22 protein-coding genes are annotated in these 23,572 nt (G+C 55.7%); 10 read left to right on the top strand and 12 right to left on the bottom strand.

Features of this window, described 5'->3' with window-relative positions:
• Nucleotides 1-16 precede the first annotated feature (16 nt).
• Complete coding sequence (locus OMR58_RS01425; RefSeq protein WP_200559177.1) at nucleotides 17-1,327, bottom strand: MFS transporter; 1,311 nt, start codon at nucleotides 1,325-1,327, stop codon at nucleotides 17-19.
• A 129-nt stretch (nucleotides 1,328-1,456) separates the two neighbouring features.
• Here OMR58_RS01425 and OMR58_RS01420 point away from each other — a divergent pair, with 129 nt between their 5' ends.
• Complete coding sequence (locus OMR58_RS01420) at nucleotides 1,457-2,365, top strand: LysR family transcriptional regulator (RefSeq protein ID WP_264544953.1); 909 nt, start codon at nucleotides 1,457-1,459, stop codon at nucleotides 2,363-2,365.
• 46 nt (nucleotides 2,366-2,411) lie between these two features.
• Here the strand turns inward: OMR58_RS01420 and OMR58_RS01415 are convergent, their stop codons facing one another.
• Together OMR58_RS01415 and OMR58_RS01410 are read right to left on the bottom strand one after the other, a co-directional pair.
• Nucleotides 2,412-2,693 (bottom strand): type II toxin-antitoxin system RelE/ParE family toxin, encoded by a 282-nt coding sequence (locus OMR58_RS01415; RefSeq protein ID WP_200559175.1) that lies wholly within the window; start codon nucleotides 2,691-2,693, stop codon nucleotides 2,412-2,414.
• Nucleotides 2,686-2,928 (bottom strand): type II toxin-antitoxin system ParD family antitoxin, encoded by a 243-nt coding sequence (locus OMR58_RS01410; RefSeq protein ID WP_264544952.1) that lies wholly within the window; start codon nucleotides 2,926-2,928, stop codon nucleotides 2,686-2,688. Before OMR58_RS01410 ends, OMR58_RS01415 begins: the two co-directional genes overlap by 8 nt.
• Nucleotides 2,929-3,224: 296 nt before the next feature.
• On the opposite strand from OMR58_RS01410, the gene OMR58_RS01405 reads away from it, so the two are divergent.
• Nucleotides 3,225-4,100, top strand: coding sequence for a helix-turn-helix domain-containing protein (locus OMR58_RS01405; RefSeq protein ID WP_264544951.1), 876 nt, complete (start codon nucleotides 3,225-3,227; stop codon nucleotides 4,098-4,100).
• Nucleotides 4,101-4,149: 49 nt separating this feature from the next.
• Here OMR58_RS01405 and OMR58_RS01400 read toward each other — a convergent pair whose 3' ends face one another.
• Nucleotides 4,150-5,109, bottom strand: a complete 960-nt coding sequence (locus OMR58_RS01400) for a sugar phosphate isomerase/epimerase family protein (RefSeq protein WP_200547288.1) — start codon at nucleotides 5,107-5,109, stop codon at nucleotides 4,150-4,152.
• 3 nt (nucleotides 5,110-5,112) lie between these two features.
• Nucleotides 5,113-6,114 carry an inositol 2-dehydrogenase gene (iolG, locus tag OMR58_RS01395; RefSeq protein ID WP_264544950.1) on the bottom strand — a complete coding sequence of 334 codons (1,002 nt, stop codon included), beginning with the start codon at nucleotides 6,112-6,114 and terminating at the stop codon, nucleotides 5,113-5,115.
• Nucleotides 6,115-6,805: 691 nt separating this feature from the next.
• Between iolG and OMR58_RS01390 the strand changes: the two genes are divergently transcribed.
• Together OMR58_RS01390 and OMR58_RS01385 are read left to right on the top strand one after the other, a co-directional pair.
• Nucleotides 6,806-8,212, top strand: a complete 1,407-nt coding sequence (locus tag OMR58_RS01390; protein WP_444861291.1) for a sugar porter family MFS transporter — start codon at nucleotides 6,806-6,808, stop codon at nucleotides 8,210-8,212.
• A gap of 122 nt (nucleotides 8,213-8,334) precedes the next feature.
• Nucleotides 8,335-8,922 carry a TetR/AcrR family transcriptional regulator gene (locus OMR58_RS01385; protein ID WP_105591922.1) on the top strand — a complete coding sequence of 196 codons (588 nt, stop codon included), beginning with the start codon at nucleotides 8,335-8,337 and terminating at the stop codon, nucleotides 8,920-8,922.
• Between the two features lie 21 nt (nucleotides 8,923-8,943).
• Here the strand turns inward: OMR58_RS01385 and OMR58_RS01380 are convergent, their stop codons facing one another.
• From OMR58_RS01380 to OMR58_RS01370, 3 genes are read right to left on the bottom strand one after another with little or no spacing between them, the layout of a single operon-like run.
• Nucleotides 8,944-10,428 (bottom strand): FGGY family carbohydrate kinase, encoded by a 1,485-nt coding sequence (locus OMR58_RS01380; protein WP_264544948.1) that lies wholly within the window; start codon nucleotides 10,426-10,428, stop codon nucleotides 8,944-8,946.
• Complete coding sequence (locus tag OMR58_RS01375) at nucleotides 10,425-11,375, bottom strand: transketolase family protein (RefSeq protein ID WP_105591920.1); 951 nt, start codon at nucleotides 11,373-11,375, stop codon at nucleotides 10,425-10,427. The genes OMR58_RS01380 and OMR58_RS01375 overlap by 4 nt, the downstream gene beginning before the upstream one ends.
• Entirely contained in the window at nucleotides 11,368-12,198 is an 831-nt protein-coding gene (locus OMR58_RS01370; protein WP_105591919.1) for a transketolase, read from the bottom strand. Before OMR58_RS01370 ends, OMR58_RS01375 begins: the two co-directional genes overlap by 8 nt.
• 311 nt (nucleotides 12,199-12,509) lie before the next feature.
• On the opposite strand from OMR58_RS01370, the gene OMR58_RS01365 reads away from it, so the two are divergent.
• A complete protein-coding gene (locus OMR58_RS01365) occupies nucleotides 12,510-13,460 on the top strand; it encodes a sugar-binding transcriptional regulator (RefSeq protein ID WP_264544947.1) in 951 nt (316 codons plus the stop codon).
• Here the strand turns inward: OMR58_RS01365 and OMR58_RS01360 are convergent.
• Together OMR58_RS01360 and OMR58_RS01355 are read right to left on the bottom strand one after the other, a co-directional pair.
• Nucleotides 13,457-14,947 carry a DUF5605 domain-containing protein gene (locus OMR58_RS01360; RefSeq protein WP_264544946.1) on the bottom strand — a complete coding sequence of 497 codons (1,491 nt, stop codon included), beginning with the start codon at nucleotides 14,945-14,947 and terminating at the stop codon, nucleotides 13,457-13,459. The two genes, OMR58_RS01365 and OMR58_RS01360, sit on opposite strands and share 4 nt — an antisense overlap.
• A gap of 16 nt (nucleotides 14,948-14,963) precedes the next feature.
• Nucleotides 14,964-16,325: a glycoside-pentoside-hexuronide (GPH):cation symporter gene (locus tag OMR58_RS01355; protein ID WP_200547296.1), complete on the bottom strand. Its 1,362-nt coding sequence runs from the start codon at nucleotides 16,323-16,325 to the stop codon at nucleotides 14,964-14,966.
• Between the two features lie 312 nt (nucleotides 16,326-16,637).
• On the opposite strand from OMR58_RS01355, the gene OMR58_RS01350 reads away from it, so the two are divergent.
• Nucleotides 16,638-16,901 carry a CopG family ribbon-helix-helix protein gene (locus tag OMR58_RS01350; RefSeq protein ID WP_264544945.1) on the top strand — a complete coding sequence of 88 codons (264 nt, stop codon included), beginning with the start codon at nucleotides 16,638-16,640 and terminating at the stop codon, nucleotides 16,899-16,901.
• A gap of 192 nt (nucleotides 16,902-17,093) precedes the next feature.
• On the opposite strand, the gene OMR58_RS01345 is transcribed toward OMR58_RS01350, so the two are convergent.
• Both OMR58_RS01345 and OMR58_RS01340 read right to left on the bottom strand, forming a co-directional pair.
• Entirely contained in the window at nucleotides 17,094-18,587 is a 1,494-nt protein-coding gene (locus tag OMR58_RS01345) for a CoA-acylating methylmalonate-semialdehyde dehydrogenase (RefSeq protein WP_264544944.1), read from the bottom strand.
• Between the two features lie 10 nt (nucleotides 18,588-18,597).
• Nucleotides 18,598-19,929, bottom strand: coding sequence for an aspartate aminotransferase family protein (locus tag OMR58_RS01340; RefSeq protein ID WP_264544943.1), 1,332 nt, complete (start codon nucleotides 19,927-19,929; stop codon nucleotides 18,598-18,600).
• 99 nt (nucleotides 19,930-20,028) lie between these two features.
• Between OMR58_RS01340 and OMR58_RS01335 the strand changes: the two genes are divergently transcribed.
• From OMR58_RS01335 to OMR58_RS01320, 4 genes are all read left to right on the top strand, one after another.
• Nucleotides 20,029-20,931: a LysR family transcriptional regulator gene (locus OMR58_RS01335; protein WP_264544942.1), complete on the top strand. Its 903-nt coding sequence runs from the start codon at nucleotides 20,029-20,031 to the stop codon at nucleotides 20,929-20,931.
• 214 nt (nucleotides 20,932-21,145) lie between these two features.
• Complete coding sequence (locus OMR58_RS01330; RefSeq protein ID WP_200559161.1) at nucleotides 21,146-21,979, top strand: substrate-binding periplasmic protein; 834 nt, start codon at nucleotides 21,146-21,148, stop codon at nucleotides 21,977-21,979.
• Nucleotides 21,980-22,042: 63 nt separating this feature from the next.
• Nucleotides 22,043-22,879 carry an amino acid ABC transporter ATP-binding protein gene (locus OMR58_RS01325; RefSeq protein WP_105591909.1) on the top strand — a complete coding sequence of 279 codons (837 nt, stop codon included), beginning with the start codon at nucleotides 22,043-22,045 and terminating at the stop codon, nucleotides 22,877-22,879.
• An 11-nt stretch (nucleotides 22,880-22,890) separates the two neighbouring features.
• Nucleotides 22,891-23,562, top strand: coding sequence for an amino acid ABC transporter permease (locus OMR58_RS01320; protein WP_200559160.1), 672 nt, complete (start codon nucleotides 22,891-22,893; stop codon nucleotides 23,560-23,562).
• Nucleotides 23,563-23,572: the final 10 nt, after the last annotated feature.

Here is a 23,572-nt window from a genome sequence, read left to right as displayed (position 1 = left end):
TTTCTCCAGTTTGATATCAGTGAGTACGGGGATGGGGGGCATCAGCTGCCTGCGCCTGCGGTTTTTTTGCCGACAGGATCAATACGGTGATGGCTGAGATAGCCAGCAGTCCGGCGACAAAATAGAGTCCCCAGGTGTAGCTGCCGGTCTGCTGGCGGATCACGCCAATCATCATCGGGCCGACGAAGCCGCCGAGATTACCGATGGAGTTGATGGTGGCGATGCCTGCGGCTGCGGCCGGTCCGCTGAGGAACAGGGTGGGCATGCTCCACAGCGGCGGTTTGGACGCGCTGATGCCGACGGTGACCAGCGTCAGGGCGAGGATCACCGCCAGCAGCGAGCTGACGTTACCGGCATAAATCAATCCGGCGGCGGCCAGCAGACAGGCGGCGATCACGTGCCAGCTGCGTTCGTTGGTGCGGTCGGAGTGGCGAGCCCAGAGGATCATGCCGATAACGCCGACCACCGCCGGTATAGCGTTGAGGAAGCCAAGCTCCAGCGACGACGCGCCAAAACTGTGAATAATCTGCGGTGACCAGATGCCCAGCGTGTAAAGCCCCGCCGAGGTGCCGAAATAGACCAGCGCCAGGGCCAGCACGCGGCGATCGGTCAGGCCACGCCAGGCGCTGCTGTGGCTCTGTTTCGCCGCCCGCGCCTGCTCTTCCTGCTGCATGGTGTTTTGCAGCCACTCGCGTTCTTCATCGGTCAGCCATTTCGCCTTCGCCGGGCGATCGGTCAGCCAGAACAGCACCACCACGCCAAGCACCACGGCGGGAATCGCTTCCAGCACAAACATCCACTGCCACCCGGCGTAGCCGAACAGCCCGTGCATCTCCAGCAGTGCGGCGGAAATCGGTGAGCCGAGCGCGGTGGAGAGCGGCGCGGCGGCCATAAAAATGGCGGTCACCTGGGCGCGTTTCGCCGCCGGGAACCAGTAGCTGAGATAGAGAATGATGCCGGGGAAGAATCCGGCTTCGGCGACGCCAAGGAGGAAACGCAGCGTGTAGAAGCTGGTGGTGCCCTGCACGAAGGCCATGCAGCCCGATACCAGCCCCCAGGTGATCATCACGCGGGCTATCCAGATACGGGCACCGACTTTATGCAGGATCAAATTGGACGGCACTTCGAAAAGGAAATAACCGAGAAAGAATATCCCGGCGCCAAGGCCAAATACCGTTGGCGAAAAACCTAAGTCCTGATTCATCGTTAATGCGGCAAAACCGATATTCACCCGGTCGAGAAAAGCGATGAAGTAGAGCAGGATGATAAAGGGCACAATGCGCAACGTCACTTTACGCATAACCCTTTTTTCGAGGGACGTGTTCATAGATAAGTGCTCCGGATTGTGTAGGGGGTGTTATTATTTTGTAATCAAGTTCAGTATGCTGATTTGCCCGGGCAGATCATCAGGGCCGGATTATATAAAGTATTTGAATAATCTTTTGGCGAGGTAAAAGTGGATATAAATCAACTGCGTTGCTTTGTTGCCGTCGGCAAAGAACTGCACTTTGGCCGGGCGGCCCAAAGAATGGAAATGATGCCTGCGTCACTTTCTCGCTTTATCAAACTGCTGGAAGAGGACCTCGGGGTTCGGTTGCTGAATCGCTCAACGCGCAATGTTTCATTCACCGCCGAGGGAGCGATATTCTTTGACGAAGCGAATAATATTATTGAGCGGTTTGATGCGCTGGCGAGGCGATTTAAAGTTGGAATAAAAGACGATCGCCGAACGTTAAGGATTGGTGCAATGGATACCGCCGCCCGGGGATTAGTTCCGGCGCTGCTGAACTTATTTCTGGCGCAGCATCCTGATACCGATATTCATATTATTGAAGATAAAACTATTAACCTGCTGCCTAAATTAAAATCCGGCTGGCTGGATATGATCTTTATTCGTGCGCCGCAGACGTTGGATGCCTCTTTGGCGGTGCGCTTTATCACCCGCGAGCACTGTGTGCTGGCGGTGCCGGTCAGCCACCCTCTGGCGGCAAAAAGCAGCGTCTCGGTAGCGGATTTCAGCGAGGCAGCGATGATCGTCGCCGATCGTCGGACCCGCCCGCACAGCCACGATCTCACCATGAGCCTGTTTAAGCATGCCGGTCTGACGCCGCATATTGCGCAGTATGCCGAAGAGAAGCAGACCATTCTCAGCCTGGTCGCTGCCGGTCTGGGCCTGGCCGTGGTCCCGGCGTCCTATAGCAATATGAACGGTGACAAGGTGGCCTATATTCCGCTGGTTCTGGACGAACAGAGCAAGGGGCTGCCGCTCAGCGTGACGTGGCAGAAGGGGAACGAGGATGAATATTTGCGGGATATGCTGCGGCTATTGAACGAGCATAAAGGGGCGTTGACCGAGGGGCTGTAACAGGTCTGCGGAGAAAGCGTGTTTGTGGTCGGCCTTACCTGCCGGATTACAGATGGCTGATGTGATTCATCTGCTGGTGCAGGATGCGTACGATCAATATGTCTGAATCCCGGATGGCATAAAAGATGCTGTGTTGCTGAAATTCAATGCGCTTGATGTTCAGCACCGCCGGGTAATCACGGCCCATTTCAGGCATGCTGGCCAGAGTATGAAAGAATGCTTCCAGCGTTTCGGTGTAGCAGTCTGCCTGAGACTCGCCGAAATTTAACCACGTATAATCATAGATATCGGTGAAATCTTCAGCCGCACGTTGGGTGAGTTTATACACGATGCTTTAACTTCCTTTGTGCTGCAATTTCCGTGAGCGTCAGTTCGCTTTCGCCGCTTTCCAGCCCGGCAACAACGGCCTGGCGGAGCAGTTCATCGCTCGCTTCTTGTTTTTCAAGCAGCCTTAATGCTGAACGCATCACTTCACTGGTGGAACCGTATCGACCACTCTCAATCAGGCGGTTGATAAATAATTCCAGCTGTTCGTCGATTGTTACGCTGGTTGTTCTGGCCATAATGCCCCCTGTGTGAATTATTAACACAATAATAGAAATGCGTCGGGAGTACGTCAACCGTGGATTATCTCAGCCCTCTGCACTGCGTTTAACAGTGCGGTTCTGAGTGTGACCCTTATCACGTAAAAGCAATTTTTAACCATTATGGATATGAGTATAATTATCTAAGTCATTTATTTCATGGCCTTAGAGTAATAGTTGCCACAACTTCCCGCCTTGCAACTTCTGCATATTCAGAGAGAATAACCTGACCCTGCCAGCGTTACCCGCTGTGAAAATAATAATGTGAGGCTGTTATGCTGACCCACTGCCAGGATGACGTCACCGTCTATCCCGATTACGCCGCGCACACCGCGCCTAAACTGCTGTTTGTCTGTAAAACCCAGGGCGAAGAGTCCGCCATCCCGCGCGTTATGCATAAGCATGATGACCGGCTTGAAATCATGTTTGTGGCCAGAGGCAGCGGCCAGTACCTGATCGGCGGCCGCCAGTACCTCGCGCAGCAGGGCGATATCCTGATTTTTAACCAGGGCGTGGTTCACGATGAACGTCCCCACGTCAGCGAGGATTCGCTGATTTACAGCTGCGGCATCAGCCAGCTGCATATCGACGGGCTGCCTGAAAATCATCTGATTGGCCGCGATAAAAGCGCGGCGATCGCCGCAGGGGAACAAAGCCAGGCGCTGTGCGGCCTGTTTGATGCGCTCTGTGCGCAATTATTTAATAATGAGCGCCACCACGGGGTGGTCACGCATCACCTGCTAAATGCGATTGTGGTGATCTGTCGCAATATCTGCCTGGCGCGGCATGAACAGCTGGAAAAAACCGACGCCTCACAGGGGCTTTTGATCAAGCAGTTTATCGATGAGCACTACAAAGAGCCGATTAACCTGGAGTCGATTATGGCGGCGTCCGGGATCTCCCGTTTCTATCTGATCCACCTGTTCAAGAAGTTTTCTGGCTACACCCCCAAGCAGTACCTGATCCGGCGTCGGGTGGGTGAAGCGCAGTCGCTGCTGGTGAATACCGATATGGATGTCACCACCATTGCTGGCGAGGTCGGCTATGAGAGCGTTAACAATTTCCATCGGGTATTTAAAATGGTGGTCGGCATTCCGCCAACGCAGTACAAAAAGCTGTGGATGGAGGGGATTCAGGTAAAGGCGGGATAACGAGAAAGCCCGCCGTTCGGCGGGCTTGAATCTCGTTGCTGTCTGTGGATCAGATAGCCGGTAACACGTAGTCGGATTTCTCAATGGTTGCCGTGCGCTTCAGCAGATTCACCGATTTGATCACGCCTTCCATCCGCGACAGATTCATATCTTCATGCTCGATGCTCAGGGTCAGATCCGGGCTGGCAAAATGCGCCAGATGGTAGCAGAAGGCATTCCACCACGGTTCCGTCTGGCCGTAGCCCAGCGTCACGTAGGACCAGCTGCGTTCGCGGCTCTGCGTCATCGGGCGGTTATCCAGCGCCGTGGCGGTGGCGCGGTTAACCGTGTCGATAAAGGTATCCTTGGCGTGAACGTGATAGATCATGCTGCCCGCCTGGCGAATAAACGCCAGCGGATCGCCGCCCATCCACATAATGTGGCTCGGATCGAAGTTCAGACCCACCACGTCCCCGGTAATCTCGCGCAGCTGCAGGAAGGTAGGCAGGTTGTACGCCAGCTGCTGTCCGTGCAGTTCAATGCAGATTTTCACGCCGTAGGTGCGCGCCGCCTCGGCGGTTTTGCGCCAGTAGCCTTCGGCCACTTCCCACTGATGTTTCAGGATGGTCTGCGTTTCCGGTGGCCACGAGGTGACAATCCAGTTGGGATAGCTGTCGCCCGGCGCGCCCGGCAGGCCGGACATGGTGATGACGTTTTCCACGCCCAGCAGGTTAGCCAGCTCCAGGGTTTTATACAGGCAGTCGGAGTGGATCTTGCCGGTTTCACCCGGATGCATCGGGTTGCCGTTAGCGTTCAGCGCGGAGAGCGTCAGCCCGTTATCGTCCAGCTTGCTCTTCAGTTCCGCCCGGGCGTAGGTGCTGGAAAGCAGTTTTTCCAGGTTGAGGTGCGGGGCCGTTGACCAGTTGCCGGTGGCGAACTCGATGCAGTCAAGCTTCAACTCCGCCGCGGTTTTGATCACCTCATCCACCGGGAGATGGGCGAGGCTGTCAGACACTAATCCGATTTTCATCTTTTATCCCTCCAGGTTAACGCTAACGACTTTCTGCGTTTTAAACGATTCGATCGCCGCTTCGGCCAGCAGCAGCGCGCGCAGTCCGTCGTCCGCGTTGGTGGGTACCGGGCGGTTGTCCTTCAGCGCGGCAACGAAGGCTTTCCACTGCTCGCTGAACGCTTCCTGATAGCGCTCAAGGAAGAAGTGCAGCGGCTTCTGTGCCTGTGCGCCGAACTCTTCAGTCACCTTCACCAGCGTGGTGGTCGGTACGTTGTGAACGTACAGGCAGCCTTTCTGGCCGTGCGCCTCAATGCGCTGATCGTAGCCATAGCCTGAACGGCGGCTGTTGTTGATCACCGCAATCTTGCCGGAGGCGGTTTGCAGGGTGATCACCGCCGTATCGACATCCCCGGCCGCTTTGACCGTCGGGCTGACCAGCGTAGAGGCGATAGCCGATACCGATACCGGATCTTCGCCAAGCTGGAAGCGCGCCATATCGAAATCGTGAATGGTCATATCGCGGAACATCCCGCCGGAAACCAGCAGGTAGTCGTCCGGCAGCGGCGACGGATCGCGCGAGCAGATTTGCAGATGTTCCAGTTCACCAATCTCGCCGCCGCGAAGAGCGCGGTTAAGGTGGGCGTGGTTTGGATCGAAGCGGCGGTTAAAGCCAATCATAAACGGCACGCCGAGCGCTTTGATTTCAGCCACGCAGGACTTCACGCGCTCAATATTCAGGTCGATCGGCTTCTCGCAGAAGATCGCCTTGCCAGCGCGGGCGGCTTGCAGGGAAAAACCGGCATGAGTATCGGTGGAGGTGGCAACCAGCACCACGTCAACCTGCGGGTCGGCAATCGCTTCATCTGCTGAGAGTACGCGAGCGGCATACTTTTCGGCGAGGGTTGACGCCGCCTCGGCGTAAATATCCGATACGGAATAAAGCGTGGTATCCGGATGGTCATGAATATGGCGAGCGTGAACCTGAGCAATGCGCCCGGCACCTAATAAAGCAACTTTTAGCATGTTAAACCTCAACAGAATGGAATTAAGTGCAAAAACGTTTGCCCGTAGAGCAACTTTTAATAGTGAGAGAAAGAACGGCAGCCAATGGCATTTATTCTTCCCTCATGCGCAGGGCCAAGAATATATCTGCGGATTTTACGTTTCAATATATTTTATCGTGGAATTTTTATTTTGTTATGGCGGTAACATTTTTCGTCGGGTGCGAAAAATTGCTATGAGATAACCTGTTGTAGAATATATATAAAACTATCCTGTCGTCGTAAATTTGCCCTAAATCCATGGCGAAACTAGTGTTAAATTGGCGTTTCAATGAGGCAGTCACTGTGAGGTAAATGTTTATTTTTAGATCTTGAAATCAATGCGTTTATCTATAAACCGGATTAAAATCATCATCTTGTGTCTTTAATGATTTTGGTGGTTTTTTGTGCGCAATGCCGATCTTTGTGAAAGACTTCACAGCTCTTCACTGCTTTCAGCCGCAGAGCAATTTCTATCATTGGAATATAAATTTCATTCGTGATTAATAATAGAACAAACGGCGTGGGGTGTGCGTCGTTTAAAAAATGACTGATTAACGTTGGTATTTGTACCTGAAAACAGGCGGCCATTAATAAACTCAAGACGCTGCCTGACATTATCTGACTACCAGGATGAGATAATCACGATAGAAGAAAAACTGGCTCGACAGAATATAGCCACGCACGATCAATCCTCCGGGAAAAATATAAAACGCATTACGCTGGTGTCGACGATCGGCGGTTTGTGTTTTGGCTACGATACCGGAGTGATCTCCGGCGCATTACTGTTTATGAACCGCGATCTGGGGCTGAGCCCGGCAGCGGAAGGGTTTATTACTTCTTCGCTGCTGTTCGGTGCGGCGTTTGGCTCGCTGTTCGGCGGTATGCTGTCGGACCGCCAGGGACGCAGGAAAAATCTGCTGTGGGTGGCGATTATCTTTATCTTCGGCGCGCTGGCAACGGCGGTAGCCTGGGACGTTCCCTCCATGCTGGCGGCGCGCTTTATCCTCGGCCTGGCCGTAGGCTGCGCCTCGGTGACCGTGCCGGTCTATATTGCTGAACTGGCCCCGGCCAACCAGCGAGAACGGCTGGTGACGGTGAACGAGCTGATGATCGTCACCGGCCAGTTTCTGGCCTACTCGGTTAACGCCGGGATCGTCAACGCGTATCCGGAACTGAGCCACAACTGGCGCATTATGCTGGCTATCCCGGCGATCCCCGGCGTGCTGCTGTGGTTCGGCATGATGATGATGCCGGAGTCGCCGCGATTCTTCCTTCAGCGCGGCAAAGAGAAAGAGGCGCGCAGGGTACTGTCGATGGTGCGCCAGCCGGAAGAGGTGGAGAAAGAGATTGCCGATATTCGTCAGATTATCGCGCTGGATGCCAGCGGTCCGAGCATTCGGGAGGAGCTGAGCAAGAAATGGGTGATTAAGCTGATCCTGATTGGCCTGATGATTGTACTGGCAACCCGCGTTACCGGGGTGAATACCATCATGTACTATGCGCCGAGCGTGCTGAAATCTACCGGCTTAGGCGATGCCGCCGCCGTTACCGCTGCTGTCGCCAATGGACTAATCTCGATCATCGCCACCGTGCTCGGCATGGCGATTATCGGCAAAATACCCCGGCGTAAAATGTTCCTCAGCGGCCAGATCGCCGTGACCCTGGTGCTGGTGATGATTGGCCTGGCCTTCAAGCTGTGCTTCCACTACGAAGATCATAATGGCGTGAGCGTTCTGCAGGGTAACTTTGCCGGGGCGAGCTATATCATTCTGGCACTGATGTCGCTGTTCCTGGTGTTTATGCAGGGCTGGATTGCCCCGGTATTCTGGCTGATGCTGTCTGAAATCTATCCGCTGCGCATTCGCGGGCTGGGGATGGGTATTGCGGTGTTTGGCCTGTTCGGCTTCGATTTTATTATCCAGTCGCTGTTCCCGATTATGCTTAACGCATGGGGCGGTGGCTCGACCTTCGGCGTGTTTGCCCTGTGTAATGTGGTGATGCTGGTGCTGCTGTTTAAATACCTGCCGGAAACGCGCGGCCTGTCTCTGGAAGAGATTGAGAAGAGGTTCAGGGAGTAGACGAATCTCCCACAATGTACGCCAATAAACCTGGCCCAGGCCGGGTTTTTCCGTATGACATCTTTTAGGCAGGGAAACATAATTATGTTACTGTATTGCATGATTTTTGCCACGGAGCCTCCATGAAAAACGCGACCCCGCCCATGCGAAAAGGTGAAAAGACCCGGGAACGATTGCTGGCGGTTTCCGCAACGCTGTTTGCAGAAAAACAGTTTCACGGCACCCGTATCAGCGACATCGTCAAAGCCGCTGGCGTCACGCAGCCCAGTTTTTACAGCTATTTCCAGAGCAAAGAAGAAATCTACAGTCTGCTGATCGATAAGTTCGATCGCGAGCTGGAAGAGCTGGTGGCTTCGATGCTGATCGATGCCTCGCTGCCGAAGGAAAACGTGCTGGAAAACGTGTCCGCCAGCTTCCTCCGCTATCTTGAATTTTTCCACCGTAACCGCGAGCTGACGATGATCAGCCTTTTCCAGCAGCCGCAGGATCGGGAAACGCGCGATAAGCTGAAGCGCTGGATCGCGCGCAATATGCAGATTGAACAGCAGCGGGGTTTTTTCAGCCCGGATATTCCGGTGGAGATTATGGCGGACTGCTATCTCGGTGTGCTGCTGCAAACCATGCTGATTGCCACTGATGCGAAAGCGCTGCAACAAATCAGTGAGGAAAGAGGCCGCTTTATCTATGGCGGCCTGACGTTTCGGCGTTAACGCGGATTGGGTTCGTCAGCTTCAGCCCGGCTGGAATCGGCAGCGGGCGATAGCATCCCGCCAGCCTGCGTAACTCTGCACCATCGCTTCAGCCTGTTCCGGCCTCGGCACGATCACCGCACCGCCCTGTAGCGCGGCCAGGTCACGGCCATGCTGCCACCAGCCCAGTACTTTCCCCGCCATTACTGCCGCCCCTAATGCAGAAACTTCAGGCGTCGGTGCGCAGCGCAGCGGGCGTTGCAGCACATCTGCCTGTAGCTGCATCAGCCAGCGATTGGCGGTGGCACTGCCGTCAACGTAAAGCTCAGGCAGGGTATGACCGCAGGCCTGCTCCATGGCGAAGAACACATCCGCTATCTGGAACACAATCGATTCCAGCGCGACCCGCGCCAGCGTTTCCGGCGTGGCCGCATCGGTCAGGCCGCAGATCAGTCCGCGAGCCTTCAGATCCCACCAGGGTGCACCCAGGCCGGACAGCGCGGGCACAAAGTAAATCCCCTGGTTCGATCCGGCCGTTTTCGCCATCTCGGTCAGGCGGGTTGGGCTGTCGATGCCCAGCATTTTTGAAACCCAGGCCGCCCCCGATCCCGTATGGGTGATGTTGCCTTCCAGCGCATAGCGCAGTGTACCGTCGTGCCAGGCCACCGTAGTGCTTAACCCGAACTCATTCTGTACCGGGCGTTCGGTGGACATCATCAGCGACGATCCGGTGCCGTAGGTGGCTTTGATGGTATCCGCACCCGGCCTGGCGCGCGCATACAGCGCGGCGTGAGAGTCACCAACGCGGGACAGCAACGGCACGCCCGCAGGCACCCCCGCAGCGGCATCGGCGACGGTTTCACCGCAGGATTGCGCCGACGCGACGGTTTCGGGCAGGGCGGCGCGTGGGATATGGAACAGTTCCAGCAGCTCGTCGTCCCAGTCTTTTTTCTCCAGGCTGTAGAGCTGAGTGCGGGCCGCGTTAGCATGGTCGGTGACGAACACCGCGCCGCCGCTCAGCCGCCAGCTCAGCCAGCTGTCGACGGTGCCGATGCACAGTTCACCGTTCTGCGCGCGGCGATAGCCGTCCGCGATGGATTGCAGCATGCCGGTCAGCTTGGCAGCGGGGAACATCGGGTCAACCGCCAGTCCGGTGAGGGCGGTAATTCTGGCGTTCTGGCCGCTTTCCTGTAGCTGCTGACAAAAAGCTTCAGAACGACGATCCTGCCAGCTGATCAGTGGCGTAACGGGTTCGCCGGTTTTCCGATCCCAGATCAGCACCGACTCACGCTGATTGCTGATGGCAATGCCCGCCACCGGTGCACCGCTCAGGCGGATACACTCTTCGATGGCATCCTTCACCGCCCGCCATATCTGCCAGGGGTCCTGCTCGGACCAGCCCGGCTGCGGGTGAGACAGCGAAAGAGGGCGGCTGCTGCGTGCCACCACCTCGCCTTCACCGTTGACCGCCAGGACTTTGGCGTTCGTCGTGCCTTCATCAATCGCCAGTATCACCGGTGAGGTCATACATTTTCTCCGCGAATAAGATGCTGTGCCGTGCGGGCGATGCCCTGCGCATCAATACCCAGCCGGTCACGCGTTGCGGCGCGGTCGCCGGCGATCGCGTACTGCCCGTCCGCCAGACCCAGCCGTTTCAGGCGGATGCCCAGACCGTGTTCCGCCAGCACTTCCGCCACAAGGCTGCCGACGCCGCCGTTAACGTTATGTTCTTCTGCTGATACTACATACGACACGTCTTTCAGCTGTTCAAACAGCGCCTGAGTATCGCACGGACGTACCGAAGACACGGAAATCACTTTGGCAGAAATACCCTGCTCGTTAAGGATCTCAGCCGCGCTAACCGCCTCATGTACCGTTGATCCCAGCGCCACCAGCGCCACGTCCGACCCCTCGCGAAGGGTATCGATTTTACCCGGTACAAAGGCGTAATCGTCGTCGTGCAGCACCGGCAGCGCTTTGCCATCCAGACGGATGTAAACCGGCCCGGTGTGGCGTAGGGCATAATCGATGATTTTACGGCATTCCACCGGGCAGGACGGCGCGTAGATTTCAATGTTGCCAAAGCCGCGCATGATGGCGATATCGTCGGTACTGTGATGGGTGCTGGCCAGCGGGCCGTAGCTGGCACCGGCATTCAGCCCGAACAGCTTGACGTTGGTATTGTTATAGCAGACATCGACCTTAACCTGCTCGTTGGCGCGGGAAATCAGGAAGGGCGCGGCGTTACAGGTCACGGCGACTTTACCGCCCAGCGCCAGGCCCGCGGCGGTGCCGACCAGGGTCTGTTCGGCGATACCGACGTTAACCAGCCTGCCGGGGAACGCTTTAACAAACGGGCTAATTTTTGCCGTAGAGGTGGAATCGGCCACCACCGGAACCAGATCGATTCCCTCATTCACGGCGTCGATAAAGGCGTCAACCATCACGCTAGCCAGGTGTTCTGCATTACTCATCGTTCAGTTCCTCCAGCGCCAGCGCGATCTCTTCGCCTTTTGGCACGCGGTGATGCCATTCCGGCTGCCCCTGGATAAACGAGATCCCGAAGCCTTTTTCCGTATTGGCGATAATAACCTGTGGTTTTCCGGCGGGCTTTAAGCCTTCCAGCGTATCCACAACGTCCTGCATATCGTTGCCCCGGCACTCGGTAACATCCAGTCCAAAGGCACGCCATTTTTCCGCCAGCGGGTCGGTATTCAGGATGTCGCGTGTGGCACCGGCCAGCTGCAATTTATTTTTGTCGTTAATAATAATCAGGTTATCCAGCCCGTAATGGGCGGCAACCAGCGCGGCTTCCCAGTTACTGCCTTCGGCCAGTTCGCCGTCCCCGGTGACCACAAAGATGCGGCGCGCGTGATTGCTCTTTTTCGCTGCCAGCGCCAGACCAACCGCAACCGGCAGGCCGTGGCCGAGCGCGCCGGTGTTCAGCTCGATCCCCGGGGTTTTTTGCCGTACCGGATGGCCCGGCAGGCGCGAGTCCGCGTGCTGATAGGTTGGCAGCCACTCGGTCGGGAAGTAACCCGCCTCGGCGAGCACACAATAATAGCCGCCTACCGCATGCCCTTTGGACTGGATATAGATATCCCGATCCTCTGAGTCCGTGCGGTCCGGGGCGCAGTTCAGCACGCGGAAATAGAGCGCCGTCAGGATTTCAACCTGCGACAGGTCCGCACCGGTGTGCCCACCCGCCGGGCTGTTGGCGTTCAGTTCAATGATACGGCGACGGACGGCGCGAGCCTTCTTCTGCAGTTCCGGTACATCATATCTGAAGGGATTCATCTGCTACTCCTGAATACTAATTCATGCATGAATAAATATTCATGCGGGGTAAAAATAAAGACCGTCGTGAGCGGTCGTTCAGTCTTGAAACCGTATTAACTGCAGTTCGCAGGTTTTTGCTTTACTGGCTTGAATATATATTCACTATTGATTTAATATTTATTATTATGACATCAGTTACGCAGTCGAACTATCGGTTCAGCGAACAATTGAGATCGCGATCACAATTTAACCGCAGAAATTATCCGGTGTCACGGTGCTGACTTTAGCTTACGCTCTGCGCAGTAGGGATTGTTTAAATACGAGGCTTTATGATCAGGCAAAACGAAATCAGATTGATGGTAAAAATCGCCAACCTTTATTACAACGAAGGTTCCAAACAGGCTGAGATTGCCGCCGCGCTGAATCTTTCGCAGTCTTTTGTCTCCCGCATGCTGAATCGCAGCGTTCGCGAGGGGATTGTTAAAATCAGTGTGGTCCAGCCTGATAACGTCTTTCCGCAGCTTGAGCGCGGTATTGAGCAGCGCTACAGCATTCAGCAGGCGATCGTCGTTGACGTCGCCGAGGATGACGATGCGGCGCAGGTGCGCAAGGCCATCGGTGCCGCCGCCGCGCACTATCTGGAAACGCGGCTGCGCAACGGCGAGCTGGTCGGGATTTCGTCCTGGAGCAGTACCATCAGAGCGATGGTCAGTGAAATGCATCCGCAGACGGTCAAAGTTGATGGCGTGATCCAGCTGCTCGGCGGGGTAGGCGTGAACGGCAACGTGCAGGCCACTATTCTGACCCAGGACCTGGCAAACCGGCTCAGCTGCCGCGCGTGGCTGCTTCCGGCACAGTCGATTGAAGGTTCGGTGACCAGCCGCGATCTGCTGGCGGCCAGTAAGGACGTGAGCGAGGTGCTGCATAAGTTTAATGAAGTCACCACCGCCGTGGTCGGCATCGGCGATATGGAACCGTCGCAGCTGCTGCGCCATTCGGGAAACTACTACGATAAAACCATGCTGCTGTCGCTGACGGAAAAAGGCGCGGTCGGTGATATCTGCCTGCATTATTTCAACGCAGCGGGCCAGCCGGTGCTGAACGAAGATGAAGATCCGGCGATTGGCATGACGCTGGCACAGCTGAAAGCCTGCCCGCACGCCATTGCGCTGGCGGGCGGACAGGAGAAGGTGACGGCGATTAAAGCGGCGCTGAGCGGCGGGTATCTTAACGTGCTGATTACCGACTACCCCACGGCGCGCGCGTTGATGGAAGATTAAACGGCGGTCATACGCAGGGCGATACCGGGGCGGCCTGGCAGCGGCAGCCTGTCGCCGCTGCGCCATGTCCCAGTTACGCGCTCCACGGTCATGGCCCAGGCGTCGATAATCTCGACCGCGAATTCTTTCCCTTCCGGCAGCATGGTCAGCAGCTTAAAGCCCGGCTGGCTGTCGCCGAACCACAGCAGCCAGTAGTCGTCACCCATGTGACCAATGGTGACATCCCACTGCGAGTGGCTGCGGCCCTTCCACGGCGACAGGCGTTTTGCTTCGCCTTCCTCCAGGATGTTGCGCAGGAACGCAATACGTTCGGGGCTTTCTCCCTTGAGCTTGCCGCCGTGCGACCACCAGATAATTTCATCATCGCTCAGATAACTTTCGCCGTGGGTGACGTAGCCACCGGCACAGACCCCTTCCCAGGTCAGGTTCAGCATCTTGCGGCCGCTGATATTGCCCCAGCCGCAGTCAACGTCCCCTTCATAGCGGCATTCATCAATGACGATCGGCTTGCTGAACTGCTCGCGCCAGCCGGGAACAAACCACAGATCGTGGTGCTGGATGCTGGCGTGGGTAATCAGCGGGTCAGTCTGATCGTACCAGTGGTCGTTACTGGTGTAATGAATCGGCGGGTTATGCCAGTTATGGATGGAGATAAGATGACCGTAGGGATCGTCCGCTGTAATCTGCTTAAACACGCCGTCCCAGAACGACAGGGGCTTTTTACGCAGTAAGTCGAACTCGTTGGCCAGCGACCACCAGACGTTGCTGAAGCTGGAAAGACGCGCCACCAGATATTCCACGTAGCGGCGATCCGTTTCAGCATCCATCTCCGCAAAGCCCCAGCGGTCGTAGGGATGGAAGATAATCAGGTCGGCTTCAATCCCGCGATCCTTCAGCGCGTCGATCTGGTTCTCCAACTGGTGGAAGAAGGCACAGTCGAAGCGTGAAAAATCAAACCCGTCGGTGATATTGCCCGGGAACGGGAACCGCTGCGGTTCTTTAAAGTTATAGGTGTAGTGTTTGGGGAACACGCACATTCTGATTTTATTGAACGGTGAAGCCGCCAGCGAGGCCAGCGTTTGCTCCTGCACCGCGTCCGACTGATAGTTCCAGACGTAGGCGGTGGTGCCGAACGGATACCAGGCTTTGCCGCTGGCGGTGCGGAAATGGAAAGTCTCATCCGTTTCAATCGGGCCAGTAGCCTCAGCCCCGGCTGGCGTACAGTTTACGCTGCCGGTAATGCCGCTGAGGCTGGCGATATTGCTCTCGGTTCGAAACGTCCAGATGCCTTCGCTCTGTGGCATAAAGCGCAGCAGGAAACGGCCGCCATCATCGTAAAACCCGCGCACTACCTTCTGGTCATCGCCGTTGCTGAAGGTGGCTGTTACCCATGACTGGGTAAAATGCGCCGGATCGCTTTCTGCTTTAAACACGAATTCGGCACGTGACCATTTCGCGATATTAAGTGTGGAAGGGGAAACTAACATCTCAGGGTTCCTCTGCTTAGTGAATGCCGGGCTGGTGTGGCTGTGATACAGGGGCCTGCGCCGCCTGACTGTCATCCAGATTAAAGAACATCAACAGCACCACGCTGATGCCGTGGAAAATGGCGGGTACGCCGGCGATCAGGAAGATAATGCCTTTTAAAATCTCCGGGGTGATGGCAACGCCGGCATGATAGCCGCTCATGCTTAAAATAAAGCCCACCAGGCCACCGGCGATGGCCAGGCCGATTTTCATCGTGAACAGGGTGCCTGCGGCGATAAAGCCGGACATCTTCAGGCCGCTTTTACGTTCGCAGTAGTCCGCGCATTCCGACGGCAGCGCCCAGGCGGTGATAGCACCGATTTCAGCGAGCAGGACAGAGACTACCAGTAAGGCCACCGCCAGCCAGATGTTATCCGGGCTGACAAAGAACAGTGCCAGCGCGGCGATGCATCCTCCGGCCTGGGCCAGCTTCAGCGTGCCCAGCGCGCTGACTTTCTTACGTTTAATCAGCTGCAGGGCGATCATCGGCGCAATAATACCGGCGATAGCGGTGGCCGAAAGCAGCCCGGAAACGAAGCCGTCGCTGCGGCCAAGGAAGTACTTCACAAAGTAAATCGTTGCGCTGCCCTTAATCACGAAGGCGATTGAGCTGGTGATTTTGAAGATGTAAAAAATCACTACCGGGCGGGCAGACAGCGAGATGCGTAACTGCTGCTTAAATGAAACGTTTGACGCCAGTGATGCCGGTTTCACTCGTTCTTTGGTGCCGAAGAAACAGCTCAACATCATGGCGGTAGCCAGCACGGCAATCATGCTCATCGCTACCATGTAGGCCTGCGCTTCATTATCCTTGCCGTACCAGGCTACAAACATCGGCACCGTCACCGAACAGATCAGGAAAGACATCTTCGCCAGCGGGAAGCGCCAGGCATTGGCAGCCAGTCGTTCCTGCGGATCGCTGGTCAGCGCCGACAGTAGAGCAACATAAGGCACCACGGTGGAGGCATACATCAGGATCAGGAACAGGTAGGTGGCATAGGCATACACCAGTTTCCCGGTTGGGGAAAAATCGGGTGCCAGGAACACCAGCAGGCAGGAGAGGCCATAGGGCACGGCCAGCCACAGCAGCCACGGCCGATAATGCCCGTGCCGGGTTTGCAGCCGATCCGCCACGTTACCGATAAAGGGATCGTAAAACGCATCCACCAGGCGCGCGATAACAAACAGCAGGCCCATCGCCGCTGCCGAAATGCCTAAGACATCGGTGTAAAAATAGGGTAGAAACATCATCGTCATGCCGAGGAAGATATTGGCTGACGAATCTCCCAGACCAAAACAGATTTTTTCCCGCACGGACAGCTTGTGAACCGGTTCCATTTTTACTCCTGAATATATATTCAATAAGGATTATATATTCTATTCTGCGGGATACCGGTAACAGACTGCCAGAGGACAAAGTGGATTCTGGAAGAAGGGTCACATTATTTTTTAGTCAGTCAGATAACTTTGACAATGAAGTTGTCATTATCATGATGATATTTAATGATTTATTTTACTAAAATAAATGTTATTGGTAAGTAGTATTTTTGGTGAGGATGCTGCCTGATAACAAGGTGGCGCTAATTAAAAATGAAGTGACGTGAGAATGAAGTGTTACTATGTAGATACAGCGTAACGACGAGGTGCATAATGACACAGGCAACCCTGAATTTAAGAATTGATGCAGAACTAAAGGCCGCCTTTCTTGAAGCCGCTAAAGCGATGGACCGTAATGGATCGCAGCTGATACGAGATTTCATGCGAGAAACGGTGCAGCGGCAGCATGATGAATGGTTTCGTCAACAGGTTCAGGCGGGAATTGAACAGGCCGATCGCGGTGACGTTTTCTCCGCGGAATTTGTTGAGGCAGCAGCAGCTGAATGGCGTAAGCAGGCAACAAAGAAACTGGGCTGACAAACAATGGAAACTTTGATTTATCGCCTCAGGGAAAGTCAGAAAAAGATTGAGATACTTCGCGTGTTACATACCGCGCAACAATGGCCTTGATGCCAACAGTTCCTTCGAGAGCATCATCAGGCAGGCGGCCGCAAATCCGGCCGCCTGAGGGTTGTAAAGTTGGTCAGGCAGAAACCGCCAGACCGTCAGTTAATGGCTGGGGAACGCAAACTGGGAAGCTTCCTGCGCTTTCTGTTTTGGCCAGCGCTGGGTGATGGTTTTGCGGCGGGTATAGAAGCGCACGCCGTCCGGGCCGTAGGCGTGCAGATCGCCAAACAGCGAGCGCTTCCAGCCGCCGAAACTGTGGAATGCCACCGGAACCGGCAGCGGTACGTTGACGCCGACCATCCCGACTTCAATCTCATTGCCGAAGTGTCGGGCGGCTTCACCGTCGCGGGTAAAGATGCAGGTGCCATTACCGTACTCGTGCGCGTTGATCAGTTCGATTGCCTGTTCCAGTGAATCGACCCGCACTACGCACAGCACCGGGCCAAAAATCTCTTCTTTATAGATGCGCATATCCGGCGTGACGTGGTCAAACAGGCAGCCGCCGATAAAGTAGCCCTCTTCGTGACCTGCTACCCTCAGCGAGCGGCCATCCACCACCAGCTTCGCGCCGGATGCTACGCCGTCATCAACATAGCCGGTGACTTTGTCTTTGTGCGCGGCGGTGACCAGCGGCCCCATATCCAGCCCGCATTCGGTTCCCGCCCCGATTTTCAGCGCGTTGATTTCCGGGGTCATTCGGGCAATCAGCGCGTCGGCCACCGCATCGCCCACGCAGACCGCCACCGAAATCGCCATGCAGCGCTCGCCGCAGGAGCCGTAAGCCGCGCCCATCAGCGCGCTGACCGTATTATCCAGATCCGCATCCGGCATCACCACCGCATGGTTTTTTGCGCCCCCCAGCGCCTGCACGCGCTTGCCGCGCTTCGTCCCTTCGCTGTAGATGTACTCGGCAATCGGCGTGGAACCGACAAAGCTGATCGCCTTCACGTCCGGGCTTTCAATCAGCGCATCCACCGCTTCTTTGTCGCCGTTGACCACGTTCAGCACGCCCGCAGGCAGGCCAGCCTGCTGAAACAGCGAGGCGATCAGCAGCGTGGAGCTGGGATCGCGCTCGGAAGGTTTCAGCACAAAGGTATTGCCGCAGGCGATAGCCAGCGGATACATCCACAGCGGCACCATCGCCGGGAAGTTAAACGGCGTGATGCCCGCCACCACCCCTACGGCATGAAAGTCGCTCCAGGAGTCGATCCCCGGCCCGGCATTGCGGCTGTATTCTCCCTTCAGTAGTTCAGGGGCAGCGCTGGCATATTCTACGTTTTCGATACCGCGCTTCAGTTCGCCTGCCGCATCCTCCCGGGTTTTACCGTGCTCCTCGCCAATCAGCTGGACGATCTCCTCCTGATGTTCCTCAAGCAGCTGCTTAAAACGGAACAGTACCTGAGCGCGCTTCGCCGGAGGCAGATTGCGCCACGCGGGAAGAGCGGCTTTGGCGGCGGCAATCGCTTCCTGGACCGTGGCGGCGCTCGCCAGCTCAACCTGGCGGATGGCCTGGCCGGTTGCCGGATTGAATACCGGGGTGGTGCGGCCATCGGGCTGGCGACGCTCACCGTTGATCAGATGGGTGATTACAGTCATGGCATTTCCCTCAGTTAATGTGGTGCAGGGCTTCGCCCACGGCATCAAAAAGACGATCCAGCTCGGCAGGCTCGGTGTTAAACATCGGGCCAAACTGCAGCGTATCGCCACCAAAACGCACGTAAAAACCGGCTTTCCACAGCGCCATACCCGCATCAAACGGCCTGATGGCTGCGTCGCCGTCGCGCGGTGCCAGCTGAATCGCCCCTACCAGGCCGCAGTTACGGATATCAATCACGTTAGGCGCAGTGCGAAGCGCGTGTAGCGTGCGTTCAAAATGCGGTGCCAGCTCTGCCGACCGGGCGATCAGCTGCTCGTTTTCCAGCAGATCCAGGGTGGCCAGCCCGGCGGCGCAGGCCACCGGATGCGCGGAATAGGTGTAGCCGTGGGCGAACTCCACCGCATGCTCAGGGAGCGGCTGCGACATAAAGGTGTGATAGATCTCGCTGCTGGCCACCACGCCCCCCAGCGGGATCGCGCCGTTGGTCACCTGCTTGGCGAAGTTGAGTATATCCGGGGTGACGCCAAAGTATTCGGCACCGCTCCAGCGCCCCATGCGGCCAAAGCCGGTGATCACTTCATCAAAGATCAGCAGGATATTATGCTGGGTACAGATCTCACGCAGGCGCTGCAGATAGCCGCGAGGCGGAATAATCGCCCCGGCGGAACCGGAAAGCGGCTCAACGATCAGCGCGGCGATATTGGACGCATCGTGCAGCTCAATCAGCTTCAGCATCTCATTGGCCAGCTCCACGCCGCCGGTTTCCGCTATACCCGCCGTGAAGGGCAGGTCGGTTTGCAGCGTATGCGGGATATGGTCAACATCCATAAACTGGCCGAACATTTTACGGTTGCCGCCAATGCCGCCCAGGCTGGTGCCGGCAATATTCACGCCGTGATAGCCACGCGCGCGGCCAATCAGTTTGGTTTTCGAAGGTTGGCCTTTGGCGCGCCAGTAGGCCCGGGCAATTTTCACGGCGGTATCGGCAGATTCAGAACCCGAACCGGTAAAGAACACGTGATTCAGATCGCCGGGCATACGCTGGGCGATTTTATCTGCCAGCTGGAACGACAGCGGATGGCCGTACTGGAAGCCCGGCGAGTAGTCCAGGGTGCCAAGCTGTTTGCTGACCGCGCTCTGGATCTCGCTGCGGGTATGGCCCGCGCCACAGGTCCACAGCCCGGACAGGCTGTCAAAAATCTGGCGGCCTTTATCATCCGTCAGCCAGCGCCACTCTGCCGAAACGATAAAGCGCGGATCGCGATGGAAGTTACGGTTGGCGCTGAACGGCATCCAATGCGCCTGCAGGTTAAGTGATGCGGTATTAACGGCTTCAGACATGATTTTTCCTCCTGACGGGTGTAGGAAGAGTTTGCATTTAAGTATCAGTTAAGTTAAATGCCTATTAATGCATCTTTAGTTATGGAATAACTCACCTATATGAAAAGCAAATCTCTCGCCCAGGTCACTGACTTTGACCTCAAGCTACTGCGAATATTCAAAACTGTCTGCGAATGCGGCAGCTTTTCTGCCGCTGAAAGTCTGCTGGGTATTACGCGCTCGGCGATCAGCCTGCATATGAGCGATCTGGAAAAGCGCCTGGGCATGCGTTTGTGCCAGCGCGGGCGCGCCGGGTTTGCCCTGACCGATGAGGGGCGCGAAATTCTGCGCCACAGCGACAGCATGATGGCGGCCATTGAGGGATTTCGTCAGCAGGTGAACCAGATGCACAAGCAGCTGCGCGGTGAATTTAACATCGGCATTATCAATAACCTGGTGACCCAGCCGAAGATGAAAATCACCCATGCGCTGGATTCCCTGCGGGAGATCGGGCCGGATATTCGTCTGAATATCAGCATGAGTACTGCCGCTGAAATAGAGCGCGGGCTGATGGACGGTCGTCTGCATATCGGTGCTTTGCCGCTGACCTCTCCCGTTTCCGGGCTGGATTATGCTCATCTTTACGATGAAAAATCAGAGCTTTACTGTAGCAGTACGCATCCGCTTTTCAGCGGGGACAGCGATCCGGGGGACGATATTCTGGCGCAGTATGATGCGATTGCGCCGAGCTTTCGCATGACGGCTGAAACCATCGGTCTGCACCAGATGCTGAACTGCACGGCCACCGCTTCAGACCGTGAAGGCATTGCGTTTCTGATCCTCACCGGACGCTTTATTGGCTACCTGCCCGATCACTTTGCCGCGCAGTGGGTGGAGAAAAAGTTAATGCGTGCCGTTGCGCCATCGCGGCTGAACTTCAGCAGTAAAATTGCCATCGTCACCCGAAAAGGGCGTCGGCCTAATGCCATTCTTGAACGATTTCTCCAGGCGCTCGATCTGTAACCCGCACGTCATCCCCGCTTTTATGAAGCCGATCACACGCGAGTGGCGATCGGCGTCAAACTTTGATCATAAGTAAACCGTATTAGTTGACTTTGTTAATTTCGTGCTTCTATTCTCTCATTCAGTGATGCATACAAAATTGCATACATGAATGAAGAAATAAGCACCACCTAACTGTTCCTGTTCGCAACATCAACGTTTGGACGAGGTCTTTATGGTCAGTGTTCGTTTATCACATCTCAAAAAGTTTTCCTGTTGTCTGGCGCTGGGCAGTGCTCTGCTGGCGTCCTCTCTTCCCGCTTCGGCAGCCGTCGGTTTCTGGCAGAGCATTCAGCAAAAGGGCGTCCTGCGCTGCGGTGCGGCAACGGCAGCACCCTATGTGATGCGTGATGCCAAATCGGGCGAATACAGCGGCTATTTTGCTGAACTCTGCCGCGATTTTGGTGAAAATGTCTTAAAAGTGAAGGTGCAGTTTGTCGATGCCAACTGGGATACGCTGGTAGCCGGTCTGCAAAGCGACAAGTGGGATATGGCGCTGGGCTTAAATCAGACCCCGGAGCGCGCGCTGGCGGTTGCGTTCTCGGCACCGGCGCAGGACTATCAGGTCTCTTTCCTGATTAATAAGCAGAACCCCAAAATGGAAGGGGTGACCAACAAATTAGCGGATCTCGACAAACCCGGCGTGACCTTTGCGGTGATGTCCGGCACCTCACAGGATAAAGCGGTCACCGCCGTGATTAAGAAAGGCACGATTATGCGCCTGCCCGGCAATGATGAAACCCGCCTGGCGCTGATGGCCCGCCGCGCCGACGTACTGGTGGACGCCAGTGATACCAACCACCTGTTCGCGCTGGCTAACCCGGACTGGGCGAAAGAGATCCTGCCGGTTCCGGCGCTGGCGAAGCAGGGTGTTTCCTTCGGGCTGCCGCGATCCATCACCGAAGCCGACCGGGACGTGATTGATATCTATCTGACCCAGCGCCGTGCCACCGGCGAGATCGACCAGCTGGTCAACAAAGCCTCAATGGAAGCCAACGCCGCAAAATAAGGCGTGATGAATCTCTGACACTTAATTAACCGTGTGCATTCCGCACGCAGCGGAGGAATGATTATGAATGCCTCAAGTAATTTGGCGGCCGCACCCACGTGCCTGCAAGATAACCGACCTGTATTTCTCAATGAATTTAATAAAGGCGAATTTATTCAGCTGGAGAAAGTGAATAAAGCCTATGGAGAATTAGTGGTGATGGATAATTTTGACCTCACCATGAGAAGCGACGATCGTCTGGTTATTATCGGGCCGAGTGGTAGTGGTAAAAGTTCTCTGCTGCGTGTGTTAATGGGGCTGGAAGGTATTCAGGGCGGGACGATCAATTTCCACAGACAGCACTATATTGTCGGCGATAAGGCCAAAAAAGCAAAAATCGTTGATGCGAATATTCAGAAAAAGATCGGCATGGTTTTCCAGCACTACACGCTGTTTCCGCATCTGTCCATTTTGAGCAATCTGATCCTGGCACCGATGAAAGTCCACGGGCTGGAGAAAAAAGTGGCGGTGGAAAAAGCGCGGGCGCTGCTGGCCCGCTTTGGGCTGGAAAGCAAGATCGGCGCTTATCCCAGCCAGCTGTCCGGCGGCCAGAAGCAGCGCGTAGCCATTGCCCGTGCGCTGATGCTGGAGCCGGAGCTGATGCTGTTTGATGAAGTGACCTCGGCACTCGACCCGGAAATGGTCACCGAAGTACAAAGTGTGATGATGCAGCTGGCCGATCAAAAAATGGCGATGATTATTGTCACCCACGATATGCATTTTGCGCGGAATATCGCTTCCCGGGTGGTGTTCTGCGCTAACGGGAAAATTGTTGAGCAGGGACACCCTGATTCGCTATTTACCTGCCCGAAAGAAAAACGCACTCGTGAGTTTCTGGAAAAAGTCCTGCATCTGGATTAATGAGGTTAATTATGAACTATCAGTTTGACTTTCATTTCCTGCAGGGAAATCTGGGGGCGCTGTGGGACGGATTAAAAGTAACACTCGAACTGGCGCTGGTGGCAAATATATTCGGCCTTGTTTTGGGTTTTATTTTATGCCTGATGGCGATGAGCCCGCTGGCGATATTACGCTGGCCGACGAAGTTATTTATTGAGTTTTTTCGCTGCACGCCGGTATTGCTGCAAATCGTCTGGTTTTATTACTGCGTGCCGATCATGTTCAACCTGTTTATTGACCCGATCTATATGGGTTATCTGGCGCTGGGGCTGAATCTGGCGGCGTTTAATGCCGAAGCCTATCGTGCCGGGGTACAGGCAGTGCCGCACGAGCATCACGATGCGGGGATTGCCCTCGGCCTGAATCGCTTCCAGCAGACGGTTTACGTGGTGCTGCCGCAGGCGATACGCAATGCGCTGCCGGTGCTGATGACCAATGGCATCTCGATTTTGCAGCAGAGCGCGCTGGTGGCGATTGTTGCCATCTCCGATCTGATGTACGTCGGCCGAAATATCGCCACCGAAAGCTACCGTCCGCTGGAAACCTACTCGTTGATTGCGCTGATTTACTTCGTGCTATCGCTGCCGATTTCCCAGCTGGTTGCCTGGGTTGAACGCCGCCAGGATGCGGCCACAGAACGCTGAGGCTCAGATG

Origin of the sequence: Erwinia sp. INIA01 (assembly GCF_025947915.1) — a bacterium.
GTDB lineage: Bacteria > Pseudomonadota > Gammaproteobacteria > Enterobacterales > Enterobacteriaceae > Erwinia > Erwinia coffeiphila.
The sequence above is the reverse complement of the archived record's forward strand: the minus strand, read 5'-3'. Positions and strand labels throughout refer to the sequence as shown.

Bases quoted from the DNA above. Each gene is read 5' to 3' on its own strand.
- OMR58_RS01360 (WP_264544946.1), bottom strand. From the start codon at position 14,947: ATGTTAGTTTCCCCTTCCACACTTAATATCGCGAAATGGTCACGTGCC.
- OMR58_RS01370 (WP_105591919.1), bottom strand. From the start codon at position 12,198: ATGAATCCCTTCAGATATGATGTACCGGAACTGCAGAAGAAGGCTCGC.
- OMR58_RS01375 (WP_105591920.1), bottom strand. From the start codon at position 11,375: ATGAGTAATGCAGAACACCTGGCTAGCGTGATGGTTGACGCCTTTATC.
- OMR58_RS01345 (WP_264544944.1), bottom strand. From the start codon at position 18,587: ATGACTGTAATCACCCATCTGATCAACGGTGAGCGTCGCCAGCCCGAT.
- OMR58_RS01385 (WP_105591922.1), top strand. From the start codon at position 8,335: ATGAAAAACGCGACCCCGCCCATGCGAAAAGGTGAAAAGACCCGGGAA.
- OMR58_RS01350 (WP_264544945.1), top strand. From the start codon at position 16,638: ATGACACAGGCAACCCTGAATTTAAGAATTGATGCAGAACTAAAGGCC.
- OMR58_RS01330 (WP_200559161.1), top strand. From the start codon at position 21,146: ATGGTCAGTGTTCGTTTATCACATCTCAAAAAGTTTTCCTGTTGTCTG.
- OMR58_RS01320 (WP_200559160.1), top strand. From the start codon at position 22,891: ATGAACTATCAGTTTGACTTTCATTTCCTGCAGGGAAATCTGGGGGCG.
- iolG (WP_264544950.1), bottom strand. From the start codon at position 6,114: ATGCTAAAAGTTGCTTTATTAGGTGCCGGGCGCATTGCTCAGGTTCAC.
- OMR58_RS01400 (WP_200547288.1), bottom strand. From the start codon at position 5,109: ATGAAAATCGGATTAGTGTCTGACAGCCTCGCCCATCTCCCGGTGGAT.
- OMR58_RS01355 (WP_200547296.1), bottom strand. From the start codon at position 16,325: ATGGAACCGGTTCACAAGCTGTCCGTGCGGGAAAAAATCTGTTTTGGT.
- OMR58_RS01380 (WP_264544948.1), bottom strand. From the start codon at position 10,428: ATGACCTCACCGGTGATACTGGCGATTGATGAAGGCACGACGAACGCC.
- OMR58_RS01425 (WP_200559177.1), bottom strand. From the start codon at position 1,327: ATGAACACGTCCCTCGAAAAAAGGGTTATGCGTAAAGTGACGTTGCGC.
- OMR58_RS01335 (WP_264544942.1), top strand. From the start codon at position 20,029: ATGAAAAGCAAATCTCTCGCCCAGGTCACTGACTTTGACCTCAAGCTA.
- OMR58_RS01365 (WP_264544947.1), top strand. From the start codon at position 12,510: ATGATCAGGCAAAACGAAATCAGATTGATGGTAAAAATCGCCAACCTT.
- OMR58_RS01410 (WP_264544952.1), bottom strand. From the start codon at position 2,928: ATGGCCAGAACAACCAGCGTAACAATCGACGAACAGCTGGAATTATTT.
- OMR58_RS01405 (WP_264544951.1), top strand. From the start codon at position 3,225: ATGCTGACCCACTGCCAGGATGACGTCACCGTCTATCCCGATTACGCC.
- OMR58_RS01340 (WP_264544943.1), bottom strand. From the start codon at position 19,929: ATGTCTGAAGCCGTTAATACCGCATCACTTAACCTGCAGGCGCATTGG.
- OMR58_RS01325 (WP_105591909.1), top strand. From the start codon at position 22,043: ATGAATGCCTCAAGTAATTTGGCGGCCGCACCCACGTGCCTGCAAGAT.